Annotated in this window: 12 protein-coding genes and 2 pseudogenes; 6 read left to right on the top strand and 8 right to left on the bottom strand. The window is 69.4% G+C overall.

The features are described 5' to 3' along the window. Positions 1–216 precede the first annotated feature (216 nt). Positions 217–546 (top strand): annotated as a pseudogene (locus ACIBH3_RS31580) (hypothetical protein); the annotation flags it as partial. A gap of 70 nt (positions 547–616) precedes the next feature. After that, complete coding sequence (locus ACIBH3_RS31575) at positions 617–787, top strand: hypothetical protein (RefSeq protein WP_396315575.1); 171 nt, start codon at positions 617–619, stop codon at positions 785–787. 292 nt (positions 788–1,079) lie between these two features. Here the strand turns inward: ACIBH3_RS31575 and ACIBH3_RS31570 are convergent, their stop codons facing one another. After that, on the bottom strand, positions 1,080–1,358 hold the full coding sequence (locus ACIBH3_RS31570; protein ID WP_396315534.1) for a sulfatase-like hydrolase/transferase: 279 nt from the start codon (positions 1,356–1,358) through the stop codon (positions 1,080–1,082). A gap of 313 nt (positions 1,359–1,671) precedes the next feature. Beyond that, positions 1,672–2,448, bottom strand: coding sequence for a hypothetical protein (locus ACIBH3_RS31565; RefSeq protein WP_396315533.1), 777 nt, complete (start codon positions 2,446–2,448; stop codon positions 1,672–1,674). Positions 2,449–2,488: 40 nt separating this feature from the next. Here ACIBH3_RS31565 and ACIBH3_RS31560 point away from each other — a divergent pair, with 40 nt between their 5' ends. Continuing rightward, positions 2,489–3,043, top strand: a complete 555-nt coding sequence (locus tag ACIBH3_RS31560) for a site-specific integrase (RefSeq protein WP_396315532.1) — start codon at positions 2,489–2,491, stop codon at positions 3,041–3,043. A 481-nt stretch (positions 3,044–3,524) separates the two neighbouring features. Here the strand turns inward: ACIBH3_RS31560 and ACIBH3_RS31555 are convergent, their stop codons facing one another. Next, positions 3,525–7,400 carry a helix-turn-helix domain-containing protein gene (locus tag ACIBH3_RS31555; RefSeq protein ID WP_396315531.1) on the bottom strand — a complete coding sequence of 1,292 codons (3,876 nt, stop codon included), beginning with the start codon at positions 7,398–7,400 and terminating at the stop codon, positions 3,525–3,527. A gap of 365 nt (positions 7,401–7,765) precedes the next feature. On the opposite strand from ACIBH3_RS31555, the gene ACIBH3_RS31550 reads away from it, so the two are divergent. Then, positions 7,766–8,206 (top strand): hypothetical protein, encoded by a 441-nt coding sequence (locus ACIBH3_RS31550; protein WP_396315530.1) that lies wholly within the window; start codon positions 7,766–7,768, stop codon positions 8,204–8,206. 109 nt (positions 8,207–8,315) lie between these two features. Then, on the top strand, positions 8,316–8,732 hold the full coding sequence (locus tag ACIBH3_RS31545) for a DUF2690 domain-containing protein (protein ID WP_396315529.1): 417 nt from the start codon (positions 8,316–8,318) through the stop codon (positions 8,730–8,732). Between the two features lie 64 nt (positions 8,733–8,796). Here the strand turns inward: ACIBH3_RS31545 and ACIBH3_RS31540 are convergent. Then, a pseudogene (locus ACIBH3_RS31540) lies at positions 8,797–8,937 on the bottom strand (IS5/IS1182 family transposase); the annotation flags it as partial. Positions 8,938–9,011: 74 nt separating this feature from the next. On the opposite strand from ACIBH3_RS31540, the gene ACIBH3_RS31535 reads away from it, so the two are divergent. Continuing rightward, on the top strand, positions 9,012–9,725 hold the full coding sequence (locus tag ACIBH3_RS31535; protein ID WP_396315571.1) for an IS6 family transposase: 714 nt from the start codon (positions 9,012–9,014) through the stop codon (positions 9,723–9,725). A 365-nt stretch (positions 9,726–10,090) separates the two neighbouring features. Here ACIBH3_RS31535 and ACIBH3_RS31530 read toward each other — a convergent pair whose 3' ends face one another. The 4 genes from ACIBH3_RS31530 to ACIBH3_RS31515 all read right to left on the bottom strand — a co-directional run. Continuing rightward, positions 10,091–11,149, bottom strand: a complete 1,059-nt coding sequence (locus ACIBH3_RS31530; RefSeq protein WP_396315528.1) for a hypothetical protein — start codon at positions 11,147–11,149, stop codon at positions 10,091–10,093. 99 nt (positions 11,150–11,248) lie between these two features. Continuing rightward, positions 11,249–11,392: a hypothetical protein gene (locus ACIBH3_RS31525; protein WP_396315527.1), complete on the bottom strand. Its 144-nt coding sequence runs from the start codon at positions 11,390–11,392 to the stop codon at positions 11,249–11,251. Positions 11,393–11,416: 24 nt separating this feature from the next. Next, the gene (locus ACIBH3_RS31520) at positions 11,417–11,815 is read right to left on the bottom strand and encodes a hypothetical protein (protein ID WP_396315526.1); all 399 of its coding nucleotides are present in this window, start codon (positions 11,813–11,815) and stop codon (positions 11,417–11,419) included. Beyond that, positions 11,812–12,223 (bottom strand): transposase (locus ACIBH3_RS31515; protein WP_396315525.1); only part of this gene is annotated, 412 nt, incomplete at its 5' end. The genes ACIBH3_RS31520 and ACIBH3_RS31515, both read right to left, overlap by 4 nt.

Raw genomic sequence — 12,223 nt, 5'->3', positions numbered from 1 at the left:
GCAGCTCACCAGCCGTTACGGACGGGGATTCCGGTCGGCAGGGCTGGATGGGGCGGACCGGGGGATCCGTACCCCGCAAGGAGGTCTCGGGGCGCCGAATCTGCGCGCATCCTGCATCGTGACCTGTATGGCGAGTCACCGGTTGTCGTTTCGGTCCTGAGTTGATGGGCAGCGGATGGTGCGGCTGGAATTCGAGGACCTTCCCCGGCGGAAGCGGTGCAGACTCCTGGTGCGCGCACTACTGCGACCGCTGCTGACGGCCACAGGTCTGGTGACGGCTTACTACCTGATCCCGGTGGACAAGCCCTACAGCGCCACCACTGTGGTCGCACTCGTCCTCGGCCTGCTCGCGGTGTCCGCCCTCCTCGTCTGGCAGACGCGGTCGGTCAGCCGTTCCCCCTATCCGAGGCTGCGGGCCGTCGCGGCACTCGCGACCGTCCTCCTCTGCTCCTCCTGCTCTTCGCGACGAGCTACTTTCTCCTGGAGAGGAGCCGACCGGGATCCTTCACCGAGCCCCTGTCCCGCTCGGATGCCGTGTACTTCACGGTCACGGTCTTCTCCACCGTGGGCTTCGGTGACATCGCCCCCAAGACGGGAGCGGCCAGGAGCCACGGCGGTGCTGCAGATGCTCGCGGACGTGTTCTTGGTCGGCGTCATCGCACACGTCATGTTGGAGGCCGTGCGCAGGGGCCTCGACCGGCGTGTGAAGTCCGGGGGGCAGCAGCAGAACGCCGGCCCGGACCGACCGGACGGCCCGGCGGGCGATGACCTCGGACCCGTTGGATGACCGTCGTGTCACCACCGCGCCGTCGCAGTGAGTCCGCCCCGAGGCAGCTGCGCCATGTGACAGCACGTCAGGAGGAAACCAGGAGCCGTGGCATTCACGACGGATGCCTGTGGCAACGGCTCGAGTCGCGGTACCGCTCCAGCCCTGGGGGCTGGTGACCGCCGCTGCGGCCGCGGTGGCCCAGGCGAATCTCTCCGACGCCGCCACCTGGTTCGTCCTGTTCGCCTTCTGTCCTCGCGCCGAACGCCGCCACAGTGAGACTGGAGCTGCTGCGTCGGTGGATCGTCGACCATCAGGAGCAAGTGATCGTCGTGCTCTCACTCCTCATCGGGCTGCGGGTGGAGATCCCGCGGAAGCCGGCGCTGAACTCGGCGATCGTGGCTATGCCGTTGGACGTCGCGTTGCGGCCGGTCAGCAGCGAGGCCCTGGTCGGGGAGCACAACGCAGTGGTGTGGAATTTCGAGTAGCGCACGCCCATGTCCGCGATCCGCGACATTGTCGGCGTTCTCACCGGCCCGCCGAAGCACTCCATCGTCCCGTAACCCACGTCGTCCCAGGCGATCACCAGCACGTTCGGCGCCCCCTCGGGTGCCTACGACGCGAAGAAGGGCGTCCAGTCCGGCTCCGAGTCGTGGATGTCGAGGGCGACCTCCCCCCTGAAGTCCTTCGCCATGGCCTTCTCCTCTGCCGATCGGCCCCGACCGGACCGAGGCTGTACAGGTGCGCCCGACGTCACGCATCGAAGACCCGCGCCGTCAGGCGCCCGGAATCTCGGCTCGGTCGAGAGATCCCCCTTCCCCCCGACGGGCCGGGCCTCTTGACCGAGGCGATCTCTCGGTCAACGCAGCGCCGCCGGTCCCGCACAGCGGGCCGGCGGCAGCGAATCAATCCCGCCACGATGTTCTGGTCGTTCCGGCACAGAGGGCCCAGATGACGAAGATGTCGATGGCGATCAGCACGATGGCGCTCACCTGGGGCAGCTCGGCAGAGGATCCGGGCCGAAAGGCCCGGGTGAGGCTGGGGTGGTCGGGATCGGCGACGCCGGCCAGGAAGTCGCTGGCCGCCCGGCCGCGCAGGAGCAGCAGCGAAAGCGGGTCGGTGTCCAGGAGACGGGCGGTCTGGAAGAGCGCGGTGGCCGCGTGCTTGCACAACCCGCTGCGGCCTGTGCAGCTGCACCCCGTGCGCAGGTCTTGCGGGGCGGGCAGGAGAGCGACGGCATGCCGCTCGGCCTCCGCGAGCAGCCGCTCGGTGATCTTGGCGCCGGTCAGCTGCGCCCACCGCAGCGGCAGTGCCCGGGCGATGTGGGTCAGTTCCTGCCACTGCGACAGCCGCAGGCACGGGATGCTCACCGTGACGTGGGTCTCGCCCCACCGGTGTCGGTCCCACGGTGGTGCTTCGTCGTCGTCGGCCAGGACGCAGCGGATGGTGGCGCTCCGGGCTGCGTGGTGGGGGTCGTGCATCGCGAGGCTGAGGGACAGCTCGGTGATCCGTGCGGCCCGGGGGTAGGAACGGGCGCGGGCGAGCCGGGTGCGGGTGGCCGGGGTCGCGGTCAGCGCGCCGAGCCATGCCTGGCCGACGACGGTGGCGGCGTCCGTCTTGCCGTCGAGCGCGGGGACCGGGGTGAACGCCCGGTTGTAGGCGGCGGAGGGGCTGAGGCTCACGTGTACCTGCGCAGGGTCATCAGTTCCCTATTGAATGTGCGTGTTGAACACGCTTCGGAGGGACAGATCCGTGACGACATGGCGGGTCCTCTGGGTCCAGGAGGACTGGTCGCCCGGCAAGATGAGCAGCAGTCTCCGACCGTGGGTTGAACACCTGGCGGACCAGGAACTGGCGTCCGGCACGATGGTCGGCGACGCTGTTCTTCTGTCGCCAGACTACCGAGTCGACCCCGGCCTGAGCCGGTATTCGAGCTCACTCGCGTTCCGCTCACACCCGGTCGAGACGCGCCGCAACTACGCCACGGACCTGAGGCTGTGGCTGGAGTTTCTGTGGGGTCGGGGCGAGGGCTGGCAGCAGGCCGCCGCCGCCGATCTGGACGACTTCGAGTACTGGCGCCGCTGGGCACCGCAGAACCCGATACAGGTAGGCGGCTCGAAGTGGAACCGGGAGTCGGCGGCCATCACCGGCCTGTACCGGTGGGCCAAGCGCGAGGGCCTCGTTGCGGTGTCGCCGACGGAGGGGCGTCGACCGTCAGGCGGGGCTCGGGACGCCGCATCCTCGACGGCGCGCCCCTGCGCACCAACGGCGCCCTGACCGTCGTGGCCCTGGCCGCCGAGGCCCAGGTACCCCGCAACGCGCTCACCCAGCGCCACCCGACCTGCGCAACGAGTTCTACTCCCGCGTTCGCGACCGCGGAGCCACCCCCGACACCGAACTGCGCCTGCGCGCCCAGATCACGCAGCTCAAGCAGACCCTGGCCAACCGGAACCGCGAGATCGCCCAGCTCCGCACCGACACCACCGGCCTCATCCGAGGCCTCAACCAGCTCACCCTGGAGAACGAACTCCTCCGGCGCAGCCTTCACCTCCCTGACGCCGATGTCGTCCCCCTGCGCCCGCGAACCGCGAACCCCAACGGTGCAGACACGCGGATGTAGGGAGGCCATCCAAACGGAAACCGTATCCGCAGGGCTGGCCATCCCGACCACCGCTGATGCGAACCAGGCCGACGCGACGCCTCCCGGCCTGGTCATGCGGTGTCCGTCCATCGCTCGTCGACGGTGAAGCCGTCGGGGTCAGCAGACCTTCCGGTAGGGCACCTCGGGAAGGTACGTGTCCCAGTCGGCTTGCGGCAGTCCGCCTCCGGCTCGTTCGCAGATGTCGGCGGCTCCCTGGTCCGGGGCGACCGTGATCTCGTGCGCCGGTACGTGCTCGGTCGCCATGCGCAGAGTGCGGTCGTGGGGGCCGAACGCCAAGGAGAGGGTGGCACCTCCCGGCGTGGGGAGGGCGGGGCCGAGTGGCTGGTGGGATGCGAGGTCCCACATCCGCAGCGTGCCGTCGGTGCCCGCAGCGGCCAGGGTGCGGCCGTCGTGGGAGAAGGCCAGTGCGGAGATGGGGTCGAACGCCCCCGTGACGTTGGGTCTGAAGGTGCCGGGCAGTACACCCAGGTTTCTCTCGGCATTGCCGTCCCAGAGGGTGACGCGGCCGGCTTCATCGCCGGTGGCCAGGTACTTGCCGTCCGGGCTGAACGCCACGGTGTGGGTCGTGTTCTGGGTGAGCGTACGGGGGTTCACTCGGCCGGATGGCAGGTCGGCGAGTTGGTTGTGTGAGGTGACGATGAGCTGTCCGTCCGGCCGGACGGCGAGTTGTTCCCCGCCGGCGCCGGAGATCACCCGCGTCCTGGCGCGCTGGGACAGATCCCAGACCTCAACTGCCTCCTGCTGCGGCATCCGTGAGACCAGGAGCGATCTTCCGTCCGGTGTGAAGGCGATCGCGTTGACGTCGGCCGCAAGGTACCCTTCGGGAGCCACGAGGTGCAGGGTTGCGGTCGTGCGACCGGTGGAGATGTCCCAGATGGACACGCTGGGTGGTGTATTCGGCTGCATGGGGTTGACGATGCCGTAGGCGAAGGCTCTCCCGTCGGGACGGAACGTCATGAGGACGGTGCAGGAGAGGGTGACCCCCTGGTCGTCGGGGCGCGGCGGGCACGACATGCCGGGCAGGTCGATGACGTGTCCACCTTCGCGGAGATCCCGCAGCTGGATGCGGTGCGTGTGGTCAGCTGCGGACGAAAGCAGGGTGGCGAGCGTGCTGCCGTCCGGGCTGAATCTGGCGGCTGCGATCGGTCGGCTCGTCCAGGCCGGGGCGAGGGCGTTCGTGAGGTCGATGGTGCGGACCACTGCTCCGGTCAAGCCCTCCAGGTAGCGGATCCGGTGTGCGTCCGGATCCAGCTTGAACTGGCTGGCGTCGGTGTTGGCGAGTGGATACCGCAGGAGCGGGACCGATGGTGTGTCAAGGCGCCACAGCAGCACCTCCTTGCCGTCCGAGGTCACCATGAGCGTTCCGTCCGTGCTGAACGCCGTCTCCCTGATGTCGGCGTGTTCGATCCGTGGGAGTTCCGTTCCTGAGGCGATGTCCCAGAGCCGGACTCCCCCGCTGTCGACGACTGCCAGCCGGCGGCTGTCCGGTGAGAACCCGACGGCCTGGTTGAGGCACTGCTGCGCAGTGACGTCGGGAGCCCCGGAGAGCGGGACTTCGCGCTGTTCGGGCACGTTCCACACCTGGACCGGCCCGCCCGGAACGCACAGCGCCATCAGGCGGTCGTCCGGGCTGACCGACGCTTCGGGATACGGGAAGCTCTCCAGGCGCCACTCTCCCCACAGCCGCCGCTGCCTGACTTCCGGTACACGGCGCATCTCGTCGCGGCTGACCGGCCTGCGCGCGCCAGCCCTGGCACGCCATTCGAACAGCAGCTGGCCGCTGCGGCTCTCCCGGACCTGGATCACGTCGTCCGTGCCCGCGGTGGCGAAGAGGAGCAGCGTCCGCCCACTCGGACCGAGCCGGGCTGCGGTTCCAGTCAGACCGGGGTCGAACGGGTGGCGTGTCACCGGGGACCCGCCCGTACTCTCTGCGGTCAGGTCCCACACGTTCACGTGATCGTGCTTGAACACGGCGAGTGTCCGGGCGTCGGCACTCATGTCCTCCGCCTCCCCGGCCTCGGCCCCCAGGCCGGGGAGTGTTGCCACTCGCCGGTGCGTGTCGACGTCCCACTTCACCACCTCGTCCCGGCCTACGCCGACCAAGGTGCGGCCGTCGCCGCTGAGGAAGTGCGTCTCCGGGACGGCCTTGTCGGACGGCGGGTCGGTGAAGACGTCCTGGTCCGGCTGAACGGCGGCACCGAGCAGTGCGGACCGTGACTCGGGTAGATCGGCGGTCTTCCATGAGGCGAGACTCAGCCGCATTGCCGTGACCGGGTCGGAGGAGCGCATGCCGTCCGCCACCGCGGCGGCCCGGCGGGCGGCGGCCTCCGTACGGCCGCGTTCGCCGGTCAGGTTCTGCTGCCACGCGATCTCCCCGGCCAGCAGTACCAGCACGACCAGGGCGGTCAGCGTGGTCACCAGGGTCCGCAGCCGCCGGGCGGAACGCTCCGCGCTTCGGTGCTCCTGGTCGCGGGCGGCGAGACCGACGGTGAGGAAGGCCAGTTCCAGCGGGGTGAGGTCATCGCGGTGCCCGGCGGTCGCGAAGGCCGCTTCGGCGGCTGCCAGACGAGTGCCCCGGTAGAGCGCTCCGGGGTCATGGCCCAATTCCTCCCACACCTTGGCCGCTTCGGTGAGGCGCCGGTGCTGGCGCAGCCTGTCGCGGGCGTCTTCGACCCACGCATTCAGCCGCGGCCAGCAACTGATCAGTGCCTCGTGGGCCAGGTGGACGGTGTCGCCGTCCAGGGTGATCAGCCGGGCCCGGGCCAGGCCTTCCAGCACCGCCGCGGTATCGGTGTCGGCGTCACCGGTGCCCAGGGACTCCAGCTCGGTGCGGTCGGCGGGACGGCCCGTGTCCTGCACGCCCTTGCCCGGGGTGACCAGCCGCAGCAGGATGCGCCGGGCAACGGCGGCCTGCTCCGGTGTCAGGCGGCCGTAGGCCCGCTCCGCGGTGCGGGCGATGGCGCCGTGCACACCGCCGGCGGCCTCGTAGGCGGCCTCTGTCAGTGCCCTGCCCTTGCGGCGGCGCCAGGTCTCCAGCAGGGCGTGCGACAGCAGCGGGAGCCCGCCCGGCTCGCCGTCGACCTCCTCGATGATCCTTGAGGTGAGGGCACGCTCGACGATCAGGCCCGCACCGGCGGCAGGCTTGACGATGGCCTCCCGCAGCTCGGCCGGGCCCATCGGCCCGACCAGCAGCGTGGCCTTTCGCAGGGCAACGGCCAGGCGGTGGTGCTCCGCGCAGCGGCCGAAGAAGTCCGCCCGTACCGCCAGGACTACCCGTAATCGGCTGCCCGGCTCGCACGCCGCTACCAGCAGGCGGATGAAGGCGGCCCGTTCCGCCGGCTCGGTGCACAGCGTGAACGCCTCCTCGAACTGGTCCACCACCAGCACCGTGTCGCCCGTGCCGTTCCCGGGCGCCATCAGCGCGGCGTGGTCGGAGGCGGGCCGCGGGCCCGGAGTGAAGATCCGGATGGCGGCCGGGCCCGGGCCCGCCGTGCCCCGGTCCCGGAGCGCCGGAATCAGTCCGGCGCGGAGCAAGGAGGACTTGCCGCTGCCCGAGGCGCCCACGACAGTGACCAGACGACGGGAGTCCACCAGGGCCAGCAGGTCGGCGACGAGCCGGTCCCTGCCGAAGAACCGCTCCCGGTCACCGGGTTCGAAGCGGGCCAGGCCCCGGTACGGCGCACCGGCATCATCACCGTCCCCGGCGGCTGCCTCCCGCACTGCGGCGTGCCAACGCCGCTCCCACTCCTCGGCGTCCCCGCCACAGGCCTCCACGTAGGCCAACGCCACCGGCAACGACGGGAGCTGCTGCCCCCCGGCCGCCCGCGACAACGTCGCGACCGAATACCGGGTACGGCCGGCCATGACCCGGTAGGTGACGTCCCCCGCATCCCGGCGCAGCTTGCGCAGCTCCAACGCGAAGCGCTGGACCGGCCCGGCGGCCGGATCCAGCGGGCCCTCTTGGCGGCCCATCCCGTGTCCTCCCCCACTCGGCGACACCACCTGACCGCGTCAACCTACGGGCCGGGGAAAGCCGCTGCAACGGCTTCTCACCAGCCTGTCTCGTTCCAGCGGTCCTTCCGGCCTGCGGAGCGGCATTTTGTTTCGAGCGGCGGGGAGGGCTGCGCAACAACCGGTCGGCTGTGAAGACTCGAACCGTGCCGGGGCCAAAGCACAGCAACGGCCGACCCTGGCGCCGGCACGACCACGCCCCGGGGACACCACCGCCTGTACGGGCCGCGTTCGCCGCACCCGTGAAGCGCAACCGCATCCAGGACCCCACGGCTCTCGGACCGCCGCGCAGTCCCCTCCGTTCTCCACACCGACAGGAGACAGCAATGGCACTCGTCAGGATCCGTACCGCGCTGGCCGCGCTCGCGTCGAGCACGGCGCTCATCGGCGCCACCGTCGTCTTCGCCGCGCCGGCCTCCGCCGCGCCGCAGCAGCTCAACTCCCCGGTCGACTGCGCGACCGCCAACTACCACTGGTGCGACGCCGTCGGCGCCACCGGGGTGTACGCGCAGATGAACGTGTACTGGGGAAGCGACGGGCACGAGTACGTCGACGCGTTCCTCAACACCACCCACCAGGGCCAGAACCTGTGGACCCTGACGTGGAACGGCAGCGGGTGGGACTGGTCCGGCACGCCCGCCACGATCAACGAGGGCAACGGCTGGTGGGGAGCCACCGACTACGGGCGCTCGGACGCGGGCAAGACCATCAAACTCGCCGTCTACAACTGGGACACCGGCCGCTACCTCTACACCAACGCGCACTGAGGTTCCGCTTGCGGCCGGCAGCGTCGTCAAGTCCGGTGCGCATGCGGCGGGCAGTGCCGAGCCTGCCGGGCAACGTCAATCACCTCTCTCTTCAGGGAAGGAAATTCGAATGAAGCGTACGAATCGCACAGCCAAGGTCCTGGTCGGTCTCGCGGCGGCCGCGACGGCGCTGGCCGGGCTCGCCGCTCCGACCGCATCCGCCGCCACGCCCCGGGTCACGGCCGGCTGCTACGGGTCCTCCTGCACCGATAAGGACCCGATGGACATGGGCTGCAACACGGACGCCTACACGGTGGAATCGGGGCGTTCGGCGAAGGGCACGATCGAACTTCGCTACAGCCCTTCGTGCAAGGCGAACTGGGCCCGGATCTACGACGCCTCGGGCGGGCAGGCGTTCTGGGTGGAGAACGCAAGCGCTGTCGCGTTGTGGCACGCGAGGGGCGCCACCGGTTACAGCGACATGGTCGATGGCTCGGGCGTGGCGCGTGCCTGCATCTTTGGCGGCCCCTGCACCGCCTGGCACTGAGGTTCCTGCGCCCGTTCGGAGATTCTCAGAGGGCATTTGATGAGAGTAGTTTGCCCTTTATCTCCTAGTAGGTGCCTCGCCAGGTTGGTGTGCTCTCGTCCGTTATGCGCTTGGCGAGGTTGTCGATCGAGGCGATGTGGATCGTGGCCTCGGAGCTGGCCGGGAGGGTCTCGTAGTCGCGGGTGAGGCGCCTTCTCAGCATGAGGCGTTGTCAGGTTGAGTGGGTCTCCTTCGATGGCATGATCATCTGACGTGATCGGATCGCCGGAGGGGCTGCTCGTGGACACGCCGTCGTACCGGGGTTTCCGCTTCCCGCCGGAGATCATCAGCCATTGTGTGTGGCTGTACCACCGGTTCAGCCTGAGCCTGCGCGATGTCGAGGAGCTGATGCTCCAGCGGGGCGTCGAGGACAGCCACGAGACGGTGCACCAGTGGACGCGCCGGTTCGGTCCCGCCTATGCCGCGGCGTTGCGCCGGCGCCGCCCGAAGCCGGGTGACAAGTGGCACCTCGACGAGGTCTTCGTCAAGATCAACGGCAAGCGGAAGTACCTGTGGCGGGCCGTCGACCAGAACGGAAACGTGCTCGACATCCTGCTGCAGAACCGGCGCGACGAACCCGCGGCCAGGCGTTTCCTCCGCAAGCTGATGAAGAAGGAGTGCCGGGTCCCGAGGGTGATCGTCACCGACAAGCTCCGTTCCTATGGGGCCGCCCGCCGCACGGTGATGCCCTCGGTGGAGCACCGCTCGCACAAAGGTCTGAACAACCGGGCCGAGAACTCCCACCAGCCGACCCGACAGCGCGAACGCGCCATGAAGGGCTTCCGCTCCATGGGCGCCGCCCAACGCTTCTTGTCCGCGTTCAGCGGCATCTCGCCCCACTTCCGACCCCGACGCCATCTGATGACAGCACCCCAGTACCGCCTCGAGATGACCGTCCGCTTCGTGGTCTGGGACCAGATCACCGGGGCCGCCGGCCTACCCACAGCGACCTGAGTGACCGTCACCACCACAACCGAACAGGTCCCGAACCAAACCAACCACCCGAAGACTCACTCAACCTGACAACAGCCTCGGAGCAGCTGCTGTCGCCCTGTATCCCTGTGCTGGAAGATCAGTTCGAGGGATAGAGCCCGAGCCGCTCAGACCCGCCGCAGGGGGACGACGTCGGTGCTCGGCTGGCGGGATGGTCGGGCTGGCGGCTTCGGGGGTGGCCAGCGGACGACGATCGTGGTCGGCTGGTCGCAGTGGGGCAGCTGCGGACCACAGTGGGCGCGAGCGATGCCTGTCCTGCGGCTGTCCCCGCATCTCGGCCGGATCAGGATCCAGCGAAGTCGCCGAAGCTCCAGAGTGACCGCACCTTACCGGCGGTTCTTCCGTGCTGCTTTGTCGGCGCGAGCACGACGGATCGCCGCCTCGAGGGACGGGTGGTCCCCTTCCTCCCGATGCTCCAGGACGGGGCTGTCAGTGCCGTCGGGTTCGCGGGGAGGCCACACGCCGGGCGGCTCGCGCAGTGTGAACGGGGCTGGGGTGTAGGGCTCGAACTCTCGTTTGCGAGGTACGTGCCGTCCGCGTTGTGAGCGGGGGACGCCGTAGCGCCAGCGCAGTTCGTGCCGGATGTCGGCGGCAATCGCCGCCGCGCGTTCGGGATCGCTGGTGTTGGCGGGCTGCCAGTCGATGGTGACCGGGTTCATCGACGAGTTGGGCTGCTTACATTCCGGGCAGGGGCCGGAGTCGTTCGAGAGCCAGCCGTCCTCGCAGTCGCGGTTGGCGCACTGTGGGGGAGCGATCAGCCAGTAGGCGACGTCGTCAGGCCCGTATCCCTGGAGGTCGTCGGTGTCCTCGCGGGAGAGTCGGCGGTTTGACCACGTGGTCCACCAGCGTCGTTCGATGCGCGCGATGAGCTCGTCGGGACTGTGGTAGTCGAGTTCCGCTCGGATGGTCTCCGCGACCAGGGCGGGCGTCGTGTCTCCGCATTCGCGGATCAACGCGAGGGGCAGTGCTGAGGCGACCTTCACGTACGGGTTGAGGTTCAGGTAGGCAGTGGTGCAACCCTTGCAGCGCTTCTGGGCGGCGCTGCGGACCTGTCGGCCGGCCTCGGGCCAGGCAGGGTCGATCAGGGGCATGGCCTCAAGATCGGTTCCGCATGTGTCGCACAGGCCGCGGCACGCGCGACACATGCCGTCCTTCGGTACGACGTCGGTGAACATCGGAGCCTTGCAGTGCACGCATTCACTGCGACAAACCGCGCAGAGGTGATCCGATGGATGGGGCGGGAAGAGGATGCGCTGCTGGCAGCGTCGGCACTTGCCGGTGTCGATAGCGCACGGCACCGGGAGGACGGGGTGGCTGGGACACTCGCGGCACCGGAAGATCTCCGGCTCCGCATGCCGCTGAGCAATGATCCGTGCAATGTCCATGCCCACCCCTTGCCTGTGCGCCCCGGTGGTGTTCCCGGCGCCCCCTGTTTGATTGTGCCAGGGCACAACGGGAAGCTCCCGGATGTCGGGCACACCGTGTCAGAGCGCCCCGGTGACGATCCCTCTGCTGAGCCGGACCTGCGAGTCCAGCGGCCGCCAGGCAGTCCGAATCGAGGAGTGCTCGTTCAGGACGACGGCGTCGGATCCGATCTCCAGCGCGATGCCACCACTCGCGGCGACCATGTTCAGCGCGGCTCTGAGTGGACGTTAAGTCCGTTTCTGGTAGCGGCCTCGTCCGGGTTGGGTGAGGAAGCCTTGGCGAGTGAGGTGTCCGAGGCGGCTGCGGGTGATGTTGGCGGACGCCTCGTCGGTGGGCATGCCGAGGAGTTCGTGCAGCTCGCGTGCCCGGAATGCCTGGTCGGGGTGCTGGTTGAAGGCGTTCACGATGGCCTGGTAGGTGGTGTTCGTCTCGGGTGGTTCGGATTCGGTTCCTGCCGACGTGACCTCCGCGGTGATCTTTCGGGTGGTGGCCAGGTCCGTGGGCCGCGCTTCGGTCTCGGTCAGGTCGGCGGCGAGCTCTTCGATCCGGGCGCGTAGTTCTGCGGCCCGGGCGGCGGCCTCGTCCTGCCGGCTCTGGAGGTCTGCCAGGAGTTCGGCGACGTTCACGCGGCCAGTTCGAGGGTGTCGCGCCAGGTCGGCGCTGGTGTGGTGAGGCGGTGGGTCATGTTCGCGGTGGAGGCCCAGTAGACGCGTGAGGCGGAGTTGTCGGGCCGGTGGTCGTACTCGCGAGCCAGGCGCCGATGCAGCATCAAGGTGCCGTTCGTCTGCTCCACCACCCACCGTTTCGGCTGCGGGACGAAGCCCTTGCCCTTGTCGGCCGGGTTGCGGCGGACGACCTCGACGTCGATGTCCAGCAAGGCGCCGTGGATGACGACCTCGTCCTTGAAGCCCTGGTCCACCAGGGCCTTCTCCAGACGCGTCCCGCACCGCTCGGCGACCTGGTCGAGCAGGGCGGTGCCGGCGGCGTTGTCGTGGGCGGAGGCGGCCAGGACGACGACGCCGATGATCAGCCCC

This window comes from Kitasatospora sp. NPDC050543 (assembly GCF_044457565.1).
Taxonomy (GTDB): domain Bacteria; phylum Actinomycetota; class Actinomycetes; order Streptomycetales; family Streptomycetaceae; genus Kitasatospora.
This window is presented reverse-complemented; position numbering and strand designations above follow the sequence as displayed.